17 protein-coding genes and 1 tRNA gene are annotated in these 17,904 nt (G+C 69.4%); 13 read left to right on the forward strand and 5 right to left on the reverse strand.

The annotated features are described in order from the left end of the window. Nucleotides 1–75: 75 nt before the first annotated feature. Both ACIQTT_RS15100 and ACIQTT_RS15105 read left to right on the forward strand, forming a co-directional pair. Complete coding sequence (locus ACIQTT_RS15100) at nucleotides 76–678, forward strand: FABP family protein (RefSeq protein ID WP_402791818.1); 603 nt, start codon at nucleotides 76–78, stop codon at nucleotides 676–678. A 1-nt stretch (nucleotide 679) separates the two neighbouring features. Continuing rightward, a complete protein-coding gene (locus ACIQTT_RS15105; protein WP_402791821.1) occupies nucleotides 680–1,801 on the forward strand; it encodes a YgfZ/GcvT domain-containing protein in 1,122 nt (373 codons plus the stop codon). A gap of 21 nt (nucleotides 1,802–1,822) precedes the next feature. Here the strand turns inward: ACIQTT_RS15105 and ACIQTT_RS15110 are convergent, their stop codons facing one another. Further along, on the reverse strand, nucleotides 1,823–2,647 hold the full coding sequence (locus ACIQTT_RS15110) for a class I SAM-dependent methyltransferase (protein WP_402791824.1): 825 nt from the start codon (nucleotides 2,645–2,647) through the stop codon (nucleotides 1,823–1,825). Nucleotides 2,648–2,705: 58 nt separating this feature from the next. On the opposite strand from ACIQTT_RS15110, the gene ACIQTT_RS15115 reads away from it, so the two are divergent. Beyond that, on the forward strand, nucleotides 2,706–3,455 hold the full coding sequence (locus ACIQTT_RS15115) for a phosphoglyceromutase (protein WP_402791827.1): 750 nt from the start codon (nucleotides 2,706–2,708) through the stop codon (nucleotides 3,453–3,455). Nucleotides 3,456–3,525: 70 nt separating this feature from the next. Here ACIQTT_RS15115 and phoU read toward each other — a convergent pair whose 3' ends face one another. After that, complete coding sequence (gene phoU / locus ACIQTT_RS15120; RefSeq protein WP_402791830.1) at nucleotides 3,526–4,221, reverse strand: phosphate signaling complex protein PhoU; 696 nt, start codon at nucleotides 4,219–4,221, stop codon at nucleotides 3,526–3,528. 221 nt (nucleotides 4,222–4,442) lie between these two features. Between phoU and ACIQTT_RS15125 the strand changes: the two genes are divergently transcribed. Then, nucleotides 4,443–5,663 (forward strand): sensor histidine kinase, encoded by a 1,221-nt coding sequence (locus ACIQTT_RS15125; protein ID WP_402791833.1) that lies wholly within the window; start codon nucleotides 4,443–4,445, stop codon nucleotides 5,661–5,663. Beyond that, a complete protein-coding gene (locus ACIQTT_RS15130; protein ID WP_402791836.1) occupies nucleotides 5,660–6,343 on the forward strand; it encodes a response regulator in 684 nt (227 codons plus the stop codon). The genes ACIQTT_RS15125 and ACIQTT_RS15130 overlap by 4 nt, the downstream gene beginning before the upstream one ends. A 69-nt stretch (nucleotides 6,344–6,412) precedes the next feature. Here the strand turns inward: ACIQTT_RS15130 and ACIQTT_RS15135 are convergent, their stop codons facing one another. Beyond that, nucleotides 6,413–6,886 (reverse strand): DNA modification methylase, encoded by a 474-nt coding sequence (locus ACIQTT_RS15135; protein ID WP_402791839.1) that lies wholly within the window; start codon nucleotides 6,884–6,886, stop codon nucleotides 6,413–6,415. 134 nt (nucleotides 6,887–7,020) lie between these two features. Here ACIQTT_RS15135 and ACIQTT_RS15140 point away from each other — a divergent pair, with 134 nt between their 5' ends. The 5 genes from ACIQTT_RS15140 to ACIQTT_RS15160 all read left to right on the forward strand — a co-directional run bounded on the left by ACIQTT_RS15140 (nucleotide 7,021) and on the right by ACIQTT_RS15160 (nucleotide 11,940). Beyond that, the gene (locus tag ACIQTT_RS15140; RefSeq protein ID WP_247625017.1) at nucleotides 7,021–7,503 is read left to right on the forward strand and encodes a CarD family transcriptional regulator; all 483 of its coding nucleotides are present in this window, start codon (nucleotides 7,021–7,023) and stop codon (nucleotides 7,501–7,503) included. 76 nt (nucleotides 7,504–7,579) lie between these two features. Continuing rightward, entirely contained in the window at nucleotides 7,580–8,797 is a 1,218-nt protein-coding gene (ispD, locus tag ACIQTT_RS15145) for a 2-C-methyl-D-erythritol 4-phosphate cytidylyltransferase (RefSeq protein WP_402791842.1), read from the forward strand. Between the two features lie 64 nt (nucleotides 8,798–8,861). Next, nucleotides 8,862–10,271 (forward strand): cysteine--tRNA ligase, encoded by a 1,410-nt coding sequence (gene cysS / locus ACIQTT_RS15150; RefSeq protein ID WP_402791845.1) that lies wholly within the window; start codon nucleotides 8,862–8,864, stop codon nucleotides 10,269–10,271. Next, nucleotides 10,264–11,268: a 23S rRNA (guanosine(2251)-2'-O)-methyltransferase RlmB gene (rlmB, locus tag ACIQTT_RS15155; RefSeq protein WP_402791848.1), complete on the forward strand. Its 1,005-nt coding sequence runs from the start codon at nucleotides 10,264–10,266 to the stop codon at nucleotides 11,266–11,268. The genes cysS and rlmB overlap by 8 nt, the downstream gene beginning before the upstream one ends. Nucleotides 11,269–11,298: 30 nt before the next feature. Next, nucleotides 11,299–11,940, forward strand: coding sequence for an NAD(P)-dependent oxidoreductase (locus ACIQTT_RS15160; protein WP_402791851.1), 642 nt, complete (start codon nucleotides 11,299–11,301; stop codon nucleotides 11,938–11,940). 45 nt (nucleotides 11,941–11,985) lie between these two features. On the opposite strand, the gene ACIQTT_RS15165 is transcribed toward ACIQTT_RS15160, so the two are convergent. Then, nucleotides 11,986–13,296: a DUF4032 domain-containing protein gene (locus tag ACIQTT_RS15165; RefSeq protein WP_402791854.1), complete on the reverse strand. Its 1,311-nt coding sequence runs from the start codon at nucleotides 13,294–13,296 to the stop codon at nucleotides 11,986–11,988. An 80-nt stretch (nucleotides 13,297–13,376) separates the two neighbouring features. Next, nucleotides 13,377–14,480 (reverse strand): ABC transporter ATP-binding protein, encoded by a 1,104-nt coding sequence (locus tag ACIQTT_RS15170; RefSeq protein ID WP_402791857.1) that lies wholly within the window; start codon nucleotides 14,478–14,480, stop codon nucleotides 13,377–13,379. A gap of 237 nt (nucleotides 14,481–14,717) precedes the next feature. On the opposite strand from ACIQTT_RS15170, the gene ACIQTT_RS15175 reads away from it, so the two are divergent. From ACIQTT_RS15175 to ACIQTT_RS15185, 3 genes are all read left to right on the forward strand, one after another. Further along, nucleotides 14,718–15,665 (forward strand): DsbA family protein, encoded by a 948-nt coding sequence (locus ACIQTT_RS15175; protein WP_402791860.1) that lies wholly within the window; start codon nucleotides 14,718–14,720, stop codon nucleotides 15,663–15,665. A 57-nt stretch (nucleotides 15,666–15,722) separates the two neighbouring features. Then, a tRNA-Thr gene (locus ACIQTT_RS15180) sits at nucleotides 15,723–15,795 on the forward strand. A gap of 44 nt (nucleotides 15,796–15,839) precedes the next feature. Continuing rightward, on the forward strand, nucleotides 15,840–17,903 hold the full coding sequence (locus tag ACIQTT_RS15185; protein ID WP_402791863.1) for an acyltransferase family protein: 2,064 nt from the start codon (nucleotides 15,840–15,842) through the stop codon (nucleotides 17,901–17,903). The last annotated feature ends 1 nt before the right edge of the window (nucleotide 17,904 follow it).

A 17,904-nucleotide genomic window follows, 5' to 3' on the forward strand; every position in this document is an offset into this window, starting at 1 on the left:
TGGCGAGCCTCGCGATCGTCTTCGTCTCGGCGGTCGTGCTGCGCAACCTCTTCCGCGGCCAGCGCTGAGCCGATCGTGCTCGAGCTTCCCACCGACCTTCCGGCCGACCTCGCTCCGCTCTCGTGGCTGATCGGCGTCTGGGAGGGAACCGGGGTCATCGACTACCCCGTCGGAGATGAGCAGCTGCAGGGCGAGTTCACGCATCGCGTGAGCTTCAGCCACGACGGCGGCCCCTTCCTCAACTACTCCGCCACCGCCACCTTCCTCACCGAGGAGGGATCCCCGGCCTCCGCACTACTGGCCGAGACCGGTTTCTGGCGTCTCGCGCGTCCGGCGACGGACGCGGATGCCGGCCCGGCACTGCTTCCCCCGACCGCGGAGGTCGTCGCCCGCACGGTCGACGACGTCGAAGAACTGCGCGCCGAGAGCGGTGGTTTCCCGATCGAGGTGTCGCTCGCTCACGCCGACGGTGCGCTCGAGCTGTACCTGGGCGAGATCAACGGTCCGCGCATCGACATCGCGACGGATGCGGTCGTGCGAAGTGCCGGAGCCAAGGTGCACACCGCCTCTTCCCGGATGTACGGCCTGGTAGACGGCCACCTGCTCTGGGCGTGGGACATCGCCGCGCTGGGCACCCCGCTGCGTTCGCACGCCTCCGCGCGGCTGGCCAAGGTCTGACGTGGGCGGATTCGCCGACATCGACGGTGCCGTCTCCGACGGAGCGGTGATCGCGCACTTCGGCGACGCGTTCCGCGAGCAGCGCCGTCTCGCCGAGGGGACGGCCTTCGCCCCGCTCGGCGATCGGGTCGTGATCGAGGTCGCAGGGCCCGAGCGTCTGAGCTGGCTCGACTCGATCACCTCGCAGTCGGTCGGTCGTCTCGCTCCGGGAGAGAGCACCGAGTTGCTGATCCTCGACCCGCAGGGGCGGGTCGAGCACGCGGCCGGAGTCCTCGACGACGGCGCGTCGACCTGGCTGCTGACGGATGCCGGTGACGCCGAGGCGCTCGCCGGATGGCTGACCCGCATGAAGTTCCGTGCACAGGCGACCGTCGGCGTCCGCCCGGACCTCGTTCCGGTCGGATTCATCGACGGCGGCGCGATCGCGCCCGTGGCATCCGCTGCGGCGGCCGCACCGGCCGGTGTGCCGCTGATCTGGGCCGACCCGTGGCAGCACGTGGCGGCTGGTGGGCATCAGTACGCCGAGGTCGCAGCGCACCCCGCTGCCGACTACGCGTGGCGCGTCGCGCTGCTTGCGACCGACAGCGCCGACGCCCTCTCCGTGTCGGCCGATCGTGACGCGCTCGCCGGGCTCCTGGCCGCGGAGGCGCTGCGCATCGCCGCCTGGCGTCCGCGCTGGGCCACCGAGGTCGACGAGCGCTCCCTGCCGCACGAGTCCGACTGGATCCGCAGCGCGGTGCACCTGAACAAGGGTTGTTACCGCGGGCAGGAGACGGTCGCCAAGGTGCACAACCTCGGGCACCCGCCGCGGCGCCTGGCCGCGCTGCAGCTCGACGGCAGCGACGCGGTGCTGCCCGAGGCCGGGGCATCCGTCTTCGCGGGCGACGACGAGGTCGGGCATCTGACCTCCGTGGCCCGGCACTTCGAGGACGGCCCGATCGCGCTCGCGATCCTGAGCCGCCGCGCCCCGATCGGCGACCTCGTCGTGCGAGCGGACGGCATCGAGATCGCGGCTTCTCAGCAGGTGATCGTCCCCGCGGATGCCGGTGCGACGGCCGATATCCCGCGTCTCACCCGACTGTCCCGTCGCCCGTCGGCACCGGACCCCCGCGCGCAGGTCTAGCGCGAGCTCTCGGCGACCCGCTCAGGTCGCCGGTGCGACCGCCGTCCACGGCAGCGTGAGTTCGCCGAGCCGCCATCGGGTTCGCCCGCCGAGGACCGGCCACCCCTGGGCGCGCAGCGCGCTCGCCGCGGCGAGGAAGCGCTGGGTCGCTCCGAAAGTCGACAGCCCCGCCGCCCGATCCCATTCCCGGTCGAGGTCGACCAGGAGGGCATGGATCCGTTCGCCGGGCACGTTGCGGTGGATCAGCGCCTTCGGGAGGCGCTCGGCGACGATGCTCGGACGCTCGAGATCGGCGAGCCGGAGAGAGAGGGTGAAGCGCAGGGGAGTGGCGTCGGGGGCGACGTCGATCCAGCTCGCGATGCGCCCGATCTCGTCGCAGGTGCCCTCGAAAAGCAACCCTCCCGGGGCCAGACGCGACGTCATGCGCGCCCAGGCATCCGGAACGTCCTGCTCGTCGTACTGGCGGAGCACGTTCATCGCCCGGATGGCCGCTGCGCGGCGTCCGGCCGGCAACGGCACCTCGAACCCGCCGCGATCGAACGAGACGGGAAGATCCTCGGCGAACGGCGTGCGGCCCGCGCGTACCTCGGCGAGTTGCGCCTCGGCGCTCGCGACGCGCGCCGGATCGATCTCGAGCCCGCGCACCTCGACGTCGGGCCGCACGCGCACGAGGCGGGTCGCGAGCTCGAACGCGGTCACTCCGCTCGCCCCGTACCCGAGGTCGACGACGAGGGGATCGGATGCTTTTCGGAGGGCGTCGCTCGCGGCGATCCAGCGATCGTTGCGCCGCAGTCGGTTGGTCCCGGTGGTACCGCGCGTGGGCCTGCCGAGGGGAGATGACGCCATGTCTCCATCCTTCCAGCATCCTGTTCGGTCGCACCGTCCGGGCGGATAAACTGACGACATGACTGCGAAGCGCACCCTCATCCTGCTCCGTCACGGCCGGAGCGAGTGGAACGAACTGAACCTCTTCACCGGCTGGGTGGATGTCCGCCTCAACGAGCAGGGGCAGAAGGAGGCGCGCCGCGGCGGCGAGCTGCTCGCCGAGTCCGGCATCCTGCCCGATGTGCTGCACACCTCGCTGCTGAGCCGCGCGATCCAGACCGCGAACATCGCCCTCGACGCCGCCGACCGCCTGTGGATCCCGGTGACGCGCTCGTGGCGTCTCAACGAGCGTCACTACGGTGCGCTGCAGGGCAAGGACAAGGCGCAGACGCTCGAGGAGTTCGGTCCCGAGCAGTTCCAGCTGTGGCGTCGCTCGTTCGACGTGCCGCCGCCCGTACTCGACGACGACAGCGAGTTCAGCCAGGTGCACGACGTCCGCTACGCGGGCATCGACGGCGAAGTGCCGCGCACCGAGTCGCTCAAGCTCGTCATCGATCGCCTGCTCCCGTACTGGGAGAGCGCGATCGTCCCCGATCTCGACGCCGGCAAGACCGTGCTCGTCACGGCGCACGGCAACTCGCTGCGCGGTCTCGTGAAGCACCTCGAGGGCATCAGCGACGACGACATCGCCGAGCTCAACATCCCCACCGGCATCCCGCTCGTCTACGAGCTCGATGAGAACAACGTACCGACCGGTCCCGGCCGCTACCTCGACCCCGAGGCCGCCGCCGCCGGTGCCGCTGCGGTCGCCGCGCAGGGCAAGAAGTAACCTCCACGCACGACACGACGAAGCCCCCGGCGCTCAGGCGCCGGGGGCTTCGTCGTGGAGGATGCCCGCGTCAGGCGTGACCGAGCTCCTGCTGCTCGACGGCAAGGGCGATGTCGTCTTCGGCGACGGCCCAGTCGCCGGTCGACAGGTAGACGTACTTCTTGGCGACGGCGACCGCATGGTCGGCGAAGCGCTCGTGGTAGCGGCTGGCGAGCGTGGCGTCGACGGTCGCGGTCGCCTCGCCCTTCCAGTTGTCGCTGAGCACCTTCTCGAAGACGCTGGCGTGCAGCTCGTCGATGTCGTCGTCCGCGTTGCGGATCGCGTCGGCGAAGCGGAGGTCCTGCGTGCGCAGCAGCTCGGAGAGCGTGCGGGCGACCTCGACGTCGAGCTCGCCCATCTTCACGAAGGTGCCTTTGAGGCCCTTCGGGATCGCGCGCTCCGGGAAGCGGAGGCGCGCGAGCTGGGCGATGTGCTCGGACATGTCGCCCATGCGCTCGAGGGAGGCGCTCACGCGCAGGGCCGTGACGACGATGCGCAGGTCGCGGGCGACCGGCTGCTGGCGGGCGAGGATCTCGATGGCCTGCTCGTCGAGGGCGACGGCGAGCTCGTCGATCTTGGCGTCGTCGGCGATGACCTCTTCGGCCAACGCGACGTCGCTCGTCGCGAACGCACGGGTCGCCTTGTCGATCGAGACCGTGACGAGGTCGGCGATCTCCACGAGGCGGGACTGCAGGTCCTCGAGGGACTGGTGGAAGACTTCGCGCATGGTGGGGCGCAACCTTTCATGTGAATCTCGACTGGTGTCAGCGCGAGACGGCGGGGTCGTCCGCACGGGAGGAGCAGGACCGCGCTCCCGCACAGGCCCGAAGCGATTGTCTGCTCCGAAGGTTAACGAACGGTGCCCAGCACGTGAATAGTACTTCTCTCGTTGGCTCTGTGGCCCGGAAACCCGCCGGAGAGAGGGTGAACGCACTCTACGCTGGAGACATGACCGAGACGCAGATCGCCTTGATCGCCCTGGCCGTCGGGCTGGCGATCGGCATCGGGCTCTCGCTCCTCCTCGCCTGGGCGTACCGGGCACGGGCCCGCGTCGCCGAGGAGACGTCGAACGCAGTTCCCGAGGGGATCGTCGACGTGCTCGCGAGCATGGACGACGCGGCGTGCGTGGTCGATACCTCGGGACTCGTCCTCGCGGCGTCGGCCGCCGCCTCTCGGTTCGGGATCGATGTGGGCTCGACGCTCGACAATCCGGAGTTGCGTCTGCTCGTGCGCGGCGTGCGCTCCGACGGCGGCACCGCGACGGAGTCGATGCGCATCACCCGCGGAGGCCTGAGCCTCGACCCGCGACTCGTCTCGGCGCGTGCGAGCGTGCTCGGGCCCCGTCTGACCTTGCTGATCATCCGCGATGTGACGGAGCAGGAGCGTCTCGACCAAATGCGCCGTGACTTCGTCGCGAACACCAGCCATGAGCTCAAGACCCCGGTGGGCGCGGTGACGCTGCTCGCAGAGGCGATCGAGTCGGCCGCCGACGACCCGGCGCAGGTGCGCATCTTCGCGTCCCGCATCTCGGCGGAGGCCGGTCGTCTCGCCCAGCTGACGGGGCGCATCATGAGCCTCTCCCGGCTCCAGGCCGACGACGGCCTGGGCGATGTCACCCCGGTCGCGATCGACGAGGTCGTCGCGAAGTCCATCGAGGCGCACGTCGTGCAGGCGGATGCCGCGGGAGTGGAGATCACCCGTGGCGGCGACCGAGGGATCTGGGTGCGCGGCGACGCGCAGATCCTCGTCGAGGCCGTCGGCAATCTGATCGTGAACGCGATCGTCTACTCGCCGAGCGGATCTCGTGTCGGCGTGGGCGTGCGTGCCGAGGAGGGTGTCGTGGAGATCGCGGTGTCCGACCAGGGCATCGGCATCGCCGAGACCGATCGCGAGCGCATCTTCGAACGGTTCTACCGCGCGGACGAGGCGCGCTCGCGGCGCACCGGCGGCACCGGCCTCGGCCTGTCGATCGTCAAGCACGCCACGCAGCGGCACGGCGGGGAGGTGCGCCTGTGGTCGCGCCCGGGGCGCGGTTCGACGTTCACGATGCGGCTTCCCCTGATCGACGCACCGCCGAAGGCGGAGAGCGGCAAGAAGAGCAAGAAGAAGCGCGAGCGCAAGGCCGCCAAGGCCGGTGTCGCTCGCGTCAGGAAAGGTGATCTCGCATGACCCGCATCCTCCTCGTCGAAGACGAACCCGATCTCGCCGACCCGCTGGCCTACCTGTTGCGCCGGGAGGGCTACGAGGTCGAGATCGCCGAGGACGGCCCGACGGCCCTCACGGCGTTCCGTGAGCGCGGTGCCGACATCGTGCTGCTCGACCTCATGCTGCCGGGGATGCCGGGCACCGAGGTGTGCCGTCAGATCCGTTCGTCGTCGGCGGTGCCGATCATCATGCTGACGGCCAAGGACTCCGAGGTCGACATCGTGGTGGGTCTCGAGCTCGGGGCCGACGACTACGTCACGAAGCCGTACTCCTCGCGTGAGCTCCTCGCTCGCATGCGCGCGGTGCTGCGCCGGGTCGTGCAGGCCGACAGTGAGCTCGACGAGCGCGTGCTCGACGGTGGTCGCGTGTCGCTCGACATCGACCGGCACACGGTGTCGGTGGCGGGGCAACTGATCAACATGCCGCTGAAGGAGTTCGAACTGCTGGAGGTGCTGATGCGCAATGCGGGCCGCGTGCTCACCCGCGGTCAGCTGATCGACCGGGTCTGGGGCAGTGACTACTTCGGCGACACCAAGACGCTCGACGTGCACATCAAGCGCATCCGCTCGCGCATCGAGGTCAACCCCAGCGAGCCGGTCATGCTCGTCACCGTGCGGGGTCTCGGTTACCGCTTCGAGGCCTGAGGCGCCCCCTCGCGGTGAATGCAGAGAAGGCCGGCTCCCGAGGGAGCCGGCCTTCTCTGCGAGCGGAGGTCAGTTCTCTTCGGGAACGAGATCCGCGTAGTAGGGGAGGCCGCCGTCGAGCACCGGTACGGCCGTCTTCACGCCGGTGGAGTCGCCGGACTGGAAGTGGATCTCGACCGTGGAGCCGGGCATCGAGTCGAGGCCGACGATGCGCAGCGGCTCGGCGTCGGCGCCGAGGCTGATGCGGTCTCCGGCAGGAACGGTGATGGTGAACGCGTCGTTGCCGGCGAAGGCGATCGTGATCGTCGCCCGCTCGTCGGTCGGGTTCACGAAGGCGCCGATGAGGTTGCCCACCGTGCCGTCCTCGTTCGCGACGATGAACACGTTGCGCGCGTCGATCGGGCCGTCCGCGTCGGAGACGTTCACGCCGTCCGAGGCGGCGTACTCGATCTTCGTCGCCTGCGGCGAGATGAACGTGCATCCGGTCGCGCCGAGAAGAACGACGGCGCTGAGGGCAGCAGACGCAACAAGGCGCGATTTCACGGGTCCTCCTGGGGTACGACGGGATATCCGCATCCATTCTACGGGTACGCGGACCGCGCCTCGGGACGAGGGGGCGCAAACCTTAGCGCATAACCCCTGTGGTATCCTTGAGGTTGCCGAAAGGATACGTTTTTATGCTTTTTGAGGTTGGCGAGACCGTCGTCTATCCGCACCATGGCGCTGCGACCATCATCGAGGTCAAGGAGCGCATCATCAAGGGTGAGGCGAAGAAGTACCTGAAGCTCAATGTGACGCAGGGCGATCTGATCATCGAGGTTCCTGCCGAGAACGTCGACCTGGTCGGTGTGCGCGACGTGATCGGCAAGGAGGGCCTCGACCACGTGTTCGAGGTTCTGCGCGCTCCGTTCACCGAGGAGCCCACCAACTGGTCGCGCCGCTACAAGGCGAACCTCGAGAAGCTCGCCTCCGGCGATGTGATCAAGGTGAGCGAGGTCGTGCGCGACCTGTGGCGCCGTGACCAGGACCGCGGTCTGTCCGCCGGAGAGAAGCGGATGCTGGCGAAGGCTCGTCAGATCCTCATCTCCGAGCTGGCGCTCGCGGAGAAGACCGACGAGGACAAGGCGGGCGCGATGCTCGACGAGGTCCTCGCGTCCTGATCCGAGTTTCCCGAAGGGGGCGGATGCTTCGGCATCCGCCCCCTTCGTCGTTCGCGGCAGGCGGTAGCGTGAAGACGTGACTCTGCTTCCCGTGCCGCACGTCGCGGTCATCGTCGTCGCCGCCGGATCCGGTACCCGCCTGGCGGCGGGTGCGCCGAAAGCCCTCGTCGGCATCGACGGGCGTTCGATCCTGCGCCACGCCCTCGACGGCGTGTTCGCCGCCGCCCCCGCGCAGGTGATCGTCGTCGCGCCCGCGGGCTTCGAAGGCGACGCCGAGACCGAGGTGCGCGAGGCCGCAGGGGATCGCGTCGACCTCGCACGGGTCGTCGTGGGAGGAGGCACGCGCCAGGAGTCCGTCGCGGCGGGGATCGCGGCGCTCTGGGGCGATGTGCGCACCGTGCTGGTGCACGACGCCGCCCGTGCGCTGACCCCGCCCGCACAGATCGACGCCGTCGCCGCCGCTGTCGCCGACGGCACCGGCGTCATCCCCGCGCTCCCCGTGATCGATACTCTCAAGCGGGTCGACGGCGACAGCATCGTCGCCCCGGTCGATCGTTCCGAGCTCGCTGCGGCGCAGACCCCCCAGGGCTTCCCGCGCACCGCGCTCGAGGCGGCGTACGACGCGGCGCGCGCCGCGGGCATCGAGTACACCGACGATGCGGCACTGTTCGCCGCCGCGGGGTACGCCGTCCGGCATATCCCCGGCGACGCCCGCGCGTTCAAGATCACCACGCCCGACGACCTCGACCGTGCACGCAGGCTGCTCGCCGAGGAGCCTGCGCTGCCCCTCCGCGTGCCGGCATCCGCCCCGAACCTGCCGCGCGTCGGTCTCGGTACCGACGTCCATGCGTTCGGCGGAGCGGGCGACCTCTGGTTGGCCGGACTGCCGTGGCCCGGAGAGCCGGCGCTCTCGGGGCACTCCGACGGCGACGCGGTCGCGCACGCGATCGTCGACGCACTGCTCGGCGCTGCCGGCCTCGGTGACATCGGTGAGCACTTCGGCACCGCGCACCCCGAGTACGCGGGCGCGCATGCCGCGGTCTTCCTGGCGCGCACCCGCGAACTGCTCGGCGAGGCGGGCTTCGTGATCGGCAACGTCTCGGCGCAGTTCCAGGGCAACCGTCCCCGCTTCAGCGCGCGTCGCGCCGAGGCCGAGCGGGCGCTCTCGGATGCTCTCGGCGGCGCCCCTGTGTCGGTGACCGCGACGACCACCGATGCGCTCGGCTTCCCGGGGCGTGGGGAGGGGATCGCCGTGACCGCGGTAGCTCTGGTCTTCCCGGTTTCGGCGCGCTGACCCGCCCACCGGGCCTGCGCGTCACTCCCGCGGCGCGCGGGGGCGGGCCGAGTAGGCTTGAGCGGTGACTCTCCGCCTCTACGACACCCGTGCGCAGGACCTGCGCGACTTCGTGCCGCTCGATCCCGGAAACGTCACGATGTACGTCTGCGGTCCGACCGTGCAGTCCGGCCCCCACATCGGGCACGTCCGCGCGGCGCTCAGCTTCGACCTGCTGCGCCGGTGGCTCGAGAAGCGGCACGGCCGGGTCACCTTCGTGCGCAACGTGACCGACATCGACGACAAGGTACTCGCGAACGCCACCGAGACCGAGCCCTGGTGGGGCCTCGCCTATCGGATCGAGCAGGAGTTCGCCGCCGCCTACGCCGGCATCGGCATCCTGCCCCCGACCTATGAGCCGCGCGCCACGGCATCCGTCCCGCAGATGCAGGAGCTCATCGCGCTGCTGATCGAACGCGGCCACGCCTACCCGGCCGCCGATGGCTCGGGCGACGTGTACTTCGACGTGCGCTCGTGGGACGAGTACGGCGCACTGACGCACCAGTCGATCGACGCGATGGAGGCGGCCGAGGACGCCGACCCCCGAGGTAAGCGCAACCCCCAGGACTTCGCCCTCTGGAAGGGCTCGAAGACCGACGAGCCCGCGGATGCCCGGTGGGTGTCACCCTGGGGTGAGGGCCGGCCCGGCTGGCACATCGAGTGCTCGGCGATGGCGAAGCGGTACCTCGGACCGGAGTTCGACATCCACGGCGGGGGACTCGACCTGCGCTTCCCGCACCACGAGAACGAGCTGGCCCAGTCGACGGCCGCGGGCGACGCGTTCGCGCGTTACTGGGTGCACAACGGCCTGGTCACCGTGAACGGGCAGAAGATGTCGAAGTCGCTCGGCAACTTCACGCTGGCCGCCGACGTGCTCGCCGCCCGCGATCCGCTGGTCGTCCGTTACGCACTCGCCGCCGCGCACTACCGATCGAGCCTCGACCTCACGGAGTCGTCGTGGACCGAGGCCGAGGCCGCACTCGGACGCATCCGCATCTTCCTCGAACGGGGCGAGCGGCTCGCGAAGCCGGGCTGGGGGCAGGCGAAGGAAGGGCTCCCGCAGGAGTTCGTCGAGGCCATGGACGACGACCTCTCGGTACCCCGGGCGCTCGCCGCGATCCATACCAGCATCCGGTCCGGAAATGCGCTCCTCGACGCGGGCAAGTACGATGAGGCGAGGCAGGACGTGATGGACGTCATTCAGATGACGCTCGTCCTGGGGATCAATCCGCACTCTCCGCAGTGGAACGGCACCGGCGGGGGAGCCGAAGCCGCCGCACTGGACGCACTCGTCCAGACGATGATCACCCAGCGCGCACAGGCGCGTGCCGACAAGGACTGGGCGGCAGCCGATCGCATCCGTGACGCGATCGCAGCCGCAGGAATCACGCTGGAGGACACTCCGGCCGGAACTCATTGGAGTATCGATGGCTAAGCCACAGCGCCCCGGCGCGAACAAGGGCAACAAGAAGGGCCCCACCAAGGGCACCGGTGGTCTCGGGCGCAAGGCGCTCGAAGGACGCGGACCCACGCCGAAGGCCGAGGACCGCGCCTGGCACCCCGCGGGCAAGCGCAAGGCCGCGGCCGAGCGCTATGCCGCATCCGGCGGCAAGGGCAAGCCCGGCGGCCGTCAGACCGGGGGAGGGAACCCCAACCGTTCCGCCCGCGCGAAGGACAACACCACCGAGACCGAGAGCGTCACCGGTCGCAACTCGGTGCTCGAGGCGCTGCGCGCGAAGATCCCGGCGACGGCGTTCTACATCGCTCAGCGAGTCGAGATGGACGACCGCGTCAAGGAGATGCTGTCGATCGCGACCCACCGCGGCATCCCGGTCATGGAGGTCACCCGTCAGGAGCTCGACCGCATGGCCGGCTTCGACGGCGTGCACCAGGGCGTCGCGATCAAGGTGCCGCCGTACGAGTACGCGCACCCGCAGGACCTGCTCGAGAAGGCGATCGACAAGGGCCAGGTTCCCCTGTTCGTCGCCCTCGACGGCATCACCGACTCCCGCAACCTCGGGGCGATCATCCGTTCGGCCGCCGCATTCGGCAGCCACGGCATCATCCTGCCCCAGCGCCGTTCGGCCGGCGTGAACTCGGCCGCCTGGAAGACGAGCGCCGGTGCCGCCGCACGCCTGCCCGTCGCGCTCGCGACGAACCTGACCACGCAGCTCAAGGAGTTCAAGAAGCAGGGCGTCTTCATCCTCGGCCTCGCCGGGGACGGCGACGTCGACCTGCCCGCGCTGGAGCTCGCCGATCGCCCCGTCGTGATCGTCGCCGGTGCCGAGGGCAAGGGGCTCTCGCGCCTCGTCCGCGAGACCTGCGATCAGATCGTCTCTATCCCGATCTCCACGGCCACCGAGTCGCTGAACGTCGGCATCGCCACCTCGGTCGCCCTGTACCAGGTCGCGACCATCCGCTCCACGAAGTAGTCGCCGCAGCATCCGAAGGGAAGAGCCCGCATGAGCCGTATCGTCGTCCTCGGAGGGACCGGTTACGCCGGTCGTCACATCGCTGCCGAGGCGGTGAGCCGCGGCCACGAGGTCGTCGCGGTCTCGCGCTCGGTGCCGACGGATGCCGTGGAGGGCGTCGCGTACATCCAGGGCTCCGTGCTGGATCTCGCGCCGCTCGCCGGCGCGTTCGCGGGAGCGGATGCCGTCGTCTCTGCGCTCTCACCGCGCGGGGACATGGAGAACCGCGTGCTCGACGCGCTCGAGGGCGTGGCCCGACAACTCAGCGGAACCGGAACCCGCCTGGGCGTCGTCGGGGGAGCGGGCGGCAGCCTGGTCGCCCCCGGTGGCCCGCGCCTGTTCGATCAGGGCTTCCCCGAGGAGTACAAGCACGAGGCGCAGGTCGGGATCGATTCGCTCGCGTTCCTCGAGAGCACGGATGCCGCGCTCGACTGGTTCTTCGTGCACCCCGCCGAGGTCTTCGGGCCCTGGGCCGAGGGCGAGCGCACCGGGCACTACCGCGACGGTGGCGATGTGATCGTGCGCGATGCCGACGGCAAGTCGTACATCTCGGGTGCGGACTTCGCGGTCGCGATCGTCGACGAGATCGAGCAGGGCAACCACCACCGCGAGCGATTCACCGTCGGCTACTGACCGCGAACGGGCGCCGCGCCCCGCGCGGCCGGCGCCGCGGCGCGATCAGACCAGGTCGCGCCAGTCGATGTCGCCGTCCTCGTCGTCGTCGGTCGTGCGCGTGGCACCGGTGATGACCGGAAGGCCCATCGTCTCGGTGGGGGGACCCATGATGGTCGCCTCGTCGCGGCGGTGGCGCAGCACCTCGTTGATGTAGCTCGTCAGCACCTCGGCGAGGGGCACGGGGCGACCCTGCGCCTGCGAGAGGTACCACCGGTGCTCGAGCACCTGGTGGAACACCTCGGCCGGCTCGAGCTTCGCGCGCAGGTCGTAGGGGATCGCCCGCACGACGGGCTCGAAGACACGGGTCAGCCACTCGTGGGCGTACATCTCCTCGTCGGCCCACTGCTTGGTGGAACGCGCGCGGAACTCGTCGAGGTCGTTGAGCAGGCGACGGGCCTGGTTCTCCTCGACGTCGAGGCCGGTGAGGCGGATGAGTCGGCGCTGGTGATGGCCGGCATCGACGACCTTCGGCTGGATCTCGACGACCGCGCCGTCGGACGTGGTCGTCATCGACATCTCGTCGATGTCGAAGCCGAGGGCGTTCAGCCGTTCGACGCGCTCGGTGATCCGCCACGTCTCGGATGCCGAGAAGGAGTCCTGTGCGGTCAGCTCGGCCCAGAGCGACCGGTACGAGGAGACGATGCCGTCGGCGATCGCGACCGCGTCGACACCGTTCTCGAGTCGCCCGCCGGCGGCGAGATCCATGATCTCGCCGGCGATGTTCGTGCGGGCGAGGTCGAGGTCGTAGGCGCGCTGCCCGTCGGTCAGCCCCTCCTCGTGCAGCTCACCGGTCTCGGCGTCGACGAGGTACGCGGCGAACGCGCCGGCATCGCGGCGGAAGAGCGTGTTCGACAGCGACACGTCGCCCCAGTAGAAGCCGACGTTGTGCAGGCGCACCAGCAGCAGGGCGAGTGCGTCGACGAGTCGCGTGGCCGTGTCGGGGCGCAGGACGCGGGTGAAGAGCGCGCGGTAGGGCATCGAGAAGCGCAGGTGCGAGGTGACCAGGGCGGCCGGGAGCGGTTCGCCGTCGGCATCCGTTCGTCCGGCGATCACGGCGACCCGGTCGACGCAGGGAACGTCGAGGCGGGCAAGGTTGCCGAGCATCTCGTACTCGCGGCGCGCCATCTCCTCGGTGGTCTCCTTCACCGCGACGACGCGGCCGGAGAGGTCGGCGAAGCGCACGAGGTGCCGCGACAGACCCTTGGGGAGCGAGACGATGTGCTCGGAGGGCCAGCGGGCGAGAGTCGTCGACCAGGGGAGGCCGAGGAGGCCGGGGTCGACGGTGCTGGCGGTGATGCGCAGCGATTCCTGCATGGCGCTCCTGGGAAGTCGGGGTGGACGCAGACGCGGCGCGGGCGACCGAAGTCGACCCGCGCCGCGAGTGGTGTGTGCGATCAGGCCGAGACGACCGGAGCCGTGTTCAGGCGGCTTCCCGACTCGAGGTCGAACGCGTGAACGTGGCCCGGGTTGGCGGCCAGGGTGACCGTCTCGCCGGCGTTCGGGTGGTTGCGACCGTCGACGCGCGCGACGAGGTCGGTGCGCTTGCCGTTGATGTCGGTGTGGCCGTAGAGGTAGCCGTCGGCGCCGAGCTCCTCGACGAGGTCGACGACGACCGAGAGGCCCTTGCCGTCGGCCGGGCCGACCGTGATGTCCTCGGGGCGCACGCCGACCGTGACCTGCGTGCCGTTCGCACCGGTGACCGCGTCGCGCTCGAGCGGGACGACCTCGGTGCCGAAGCGCACTCCGCCCTCGGCGAGGTCCGCCGTGAACAGGTTCATGGCGGGGGAGCCGATGAAGCCGGCGACGAACACGTTGTTCGGCTTCTCGTACAGGTCGCGCGGCGTGCCGACCTGCTGCAGGAGGCCGTCCTTGAGCACCGCGATGCGGTCACCCATGGTGAGGGCCTCGGTCTGGTCGTGCGTGACGTAGACCGTGGTGACGCCGAGACGGCGCTGCAGCGACGCGATCTGCGTACGCGTCTGGACGCGGAGCTTGGCGTCGAGGTTCGACAGCGGCTCGTCCATGAGGAAGACCTGGGGCTGACGCACGATCGCGCGACCCATGGCGACACGCTGACGCTGACCACCAGAGAGGGCCTTCGGCTTGCGGGTCAGGTACTCCTCGAGGTCGAGTAGCTTGGCGGCCTCGAGCACGCGGGTGGCACGCTCTTCCTTGCCGACGCCGGCGATCTTGAGCGCGAAGCCCATGTTCTCGGCGACCGTCATGTGCGGGTACAGCGCGTAGTTCTGGAAGACCATCGCGATGTCGCGGTCCTTCGGCGGAACGTCGGTGACGTCGCGGTCGCCGATGAGGATGCGGCCCGCGTTGACCTCTTCGAGGCCGGCGAGCATGCGGAGCGACGTGGACTTACCGCAACCGGAGGGTCCGACCAGGACGAGGAACTCGCCGTCGGCGACCTGGAGGTCGAGCTTGTCGACGGCCGGGCGGGTGCCGCCCGGGTAGAGGCGGGTGGCCTCGTCGAAAGTCACAGATGCCATTGTGTTTCTCCTTCACCGGCAGGTACGTGCCGGACGATCCGTAGTGATGGATGCGGCGGTTCGACCCGCCGTGACCCCTCATTGGGTCGCACTCAGTATGACATGGACCGCGGCATCTGGGTATTTCTCAGGTGCGATGGTTAGCATCGAATCCGGCCGTGCAACGCGGCGATCGTCGCCTATCCGATATCCGATGATCGGGGCCACCCTGCCCCCGTGAGATCTTCAAGAGGAACGATGTCGAGCGACGAAACGCCGAACGTCCCCACCCCTCGCAATTCCCGCGAGGCTGTGCGGGAGAAGGCACAGCGAGTGCATGCGCAGCAGTCCCGTGCGCGCATCATGCGACGGATCATCATCGGGACCCTCGCGGTGGTCGCCGTCGGCGCGATCGGTACCGCGGTCACGCTCGCGGTCTCGGCGCAGGTCTCCAAGCCCCAGCTCTCGCCGACCGGCATGGACGGAGACGGCGTCGTCGTCTCCGAGCTCTCGGCGTCATCGGCATCCGACGCGGGGACGGCCGCGCCCACTCCCGACCCCTCCGAGGCCGAGGCTCCCGCCGAGCCCACGGCCGAGCCGACCTCGGTCGAGAAGGTCGACATCCACATCTACGTGGACTACCTGTCGGACGACGCCGGTGAGTTCGAGCGCGCCAACGCCCGTCAGCTCACCAACTGGATCAGCGAGGGTGCGGTCACCGTGACCTACCACCCGGTCGCCCTGCTCACCGCGAGCTCCAACGGCACCAAGTACTCGCTGCGGGCCGCCGCCGCGGCAGCCTGCGTCGCGACGCACTCGCCCGCACAGTTCTACGCCTTCAACCACGACCTGCTCGACGACCAGCCCGAGGTGAACACCGACGGTCTGTCCGACAGCGAACTGGCGGATCTCGCGGGTGCCGTCGGCGTCGACAACACGAAGACGGTGCGCAACTGCATCCAGGACGGCGACTACCTGACCTGGGCCAAGGAAGCGACGACCCGTGCTCTCGAGGGGCCGCTCCCCGGCTCCGATGACCTCGTGCTCGCCTCGACGCCGATGATCGTCGCCAACGGCGAGGCCTACGTCGGCGCGCTCGACGACCCGGCCGAGTTCTCGCAGTTCGTGCTCACCGTCGCCAGCGACGCGTACTACCAGGCGACCCCGACCCCCACGCCGACACCGACGGAGACTCCGGCCGAGTAAGTCGGAAGCCCGAGAGGTCGGGAGACCTCCGCCACCATCGCTAAGCTGGTGGCACCCGCCGACTTGGCGCAATTGGTAGCGCACCGTACTTGTAATACGGGGGTTACGGGTTCGAGTCCCGTAGTCGGCTCTCAGATCTGAACATTTTCCGTCCCCTTCACGAGACCACGACTGATGACGCAGCCGCAGTACCGGACCCGTGCCTCGCGACGGCAGAGCATCCGCGCCGACATCCAGGGCCTCCGCGCCGTGGCTGTTCTCCTCGTGCTGCTGTTCCATCTCTGGCCGAACCGGGTCACCGGGGGATACATCGGCGTCGACGTCTTCTTCGTGATCAGCGGGTTCCTCATCACGGGGCATCTGGTCCGGGACTTCCAGAAGAACGGTCGGATCAGTCTGACCCGTTTCTGGTCTCGCCGCGCGATCCGTCTGCTCCCCGCGAGCCTCGTCGTGATCGTCACCTCGCTCCTGGCGGTGCTCGTGCTGGTTCCGGCGAGCCAGATCGTGCAGTTCGTCACCGAAGGAGCGGCGAGCGCGGCGTACGTCGTCAACTGGGTTCTCGCGGCCTTCAGCGTCGACTACCTGGCGGCCGACAACCTTCCCTCGCCCTTCCAGCACTTCTGGACGCTCTCGGTCGAGGAGCAGTTCTACATCCTCGTGCCGCTGCTGCTGGTGGTCGCCGCGGCCATCACGCGCAGCCACTCGCTGCGCACCTTCCGCATCGTGCTCGGGAGCGCAGCGCTCCTGTCGCTCGGCTACGGCATATGGCTCACCGCCACCACGCCCGCCGTCGCCTACTTCTCGACGTTCACGCGCGCGTGGGAGTTCCTCGCCGGCGCTCTCCTCGCTCTCATCCCGATCGCCCTTTCGCGCGGCGCATCGGCGGTGGTCGGCACCCTGGGCGTCGCGGGAATCATCGCCTCCGCGTTCCTGCTCGACTCCGCGGACGCGTTCCCCGGCTGGATCGCTCTGCTCCCCGTACTGTCGACGGTCGCCGTGATCGCGGCGGGTTCCTCATCATGGGTCGACCGCGCATCGCGGTTCCGCCCGGTGCTGTGGCTGGGAAACATCTCCTACTCCCTGTACCTGTGGCACTGGCCGCTCATCGTGCTCGTCCCCTACGCGACGGGTCGGCCGCTCAGCACGACCGACAAGATCTTGATCGGAATCGCGTCGATCGCCCTCGCATGGCTGTCCTACCGCTTCGTCGAGTCGCCGGTGCGATTCAGCCCACGGCTCGACCGCGCGCGCCGGCCCGGTTTCGTGTTCGTCGCGATGGCCGCGTCGATCGCTCTCATAGCGGGAGTGAGCTTCGGTGCCGGCGCGTACACGAACGTGAAGGTGGAGGCCGCGAACGAGGCGGCGCAGGCGATGATCGCCGATGGCGCGAACAGCGAGTGCTTCGGCGCCGGTGCCGTCGACCCGACTCGCGACTGCCCGCCGGATCCGCTCGGAGACGCGCTCATCCCCGACCCTGCGGCTCCGGGCACCGACACCAACCGCGTCGAATGCTGGACCGGCGTCGACAGTGCAGCGGTCAACGTCTGCAGTCTCGGGCCGGAGTCCGGATACACCCGCACGCTCTTCGCGGTCGGCGACTCGCACAACAGCACCCTGATCGACACCTATGAGACGATCGCCGAGGAGATGAACTGGCGGATCGATCTCACCGGTCACAACGGGTGCTACTGGACCGCTCGGGAGCAGGACGACCCGAACCTCGGACATCGCCAGAACTGCACCGACTGGAAGGCGAACATCACGGACTGGCTCGACGAGCGACCGGTCTACGACGGCATCTTCACCATGCATGCCTCGTCACGGTGGCAGGCCATCCCGGTCGACGGTGAGACTCAGAACGAGGCGACGGCGAACGGCATGAGCGAGGTCTGGGCGACGCAGACGGAGCGTGGCGCGAAGATCCTCGCGATCCGCGACAATCCGGTGCAGCGCGATGATGTCAAGGCGTGCATCGACATGAACCGCGACGATCCGAACTCGTGCGCGCTGCCGCGGGACGAGGCGCTCGCCTGGTACGACGGGTCGGAGGATGCCGTGGCGGCCACGCCGGGTGCGACCCTCATCGACTTCACGTCGATCCTGTGCAACGACTCCGTGTGTCCCGTCGTCATCGGCAATGCCGTCGTATACAGCGATCGGGACCACATGACGGGGGAGTTCGCGCAGACCCTTGCGCCGTACATCGCGGATGCCGCGAGCAAGGCATTCGGAGACTGAG

The sequence above is a fragment of the Microbacterium sp. NPDC090225 genome, assembly GCF_044772365.1.
Taxonomy (GTDB): Bacteria; Actinomycetota; Actinomycetes; order Actinomycetales; family Microbacteriaceae; genus Microbacterium.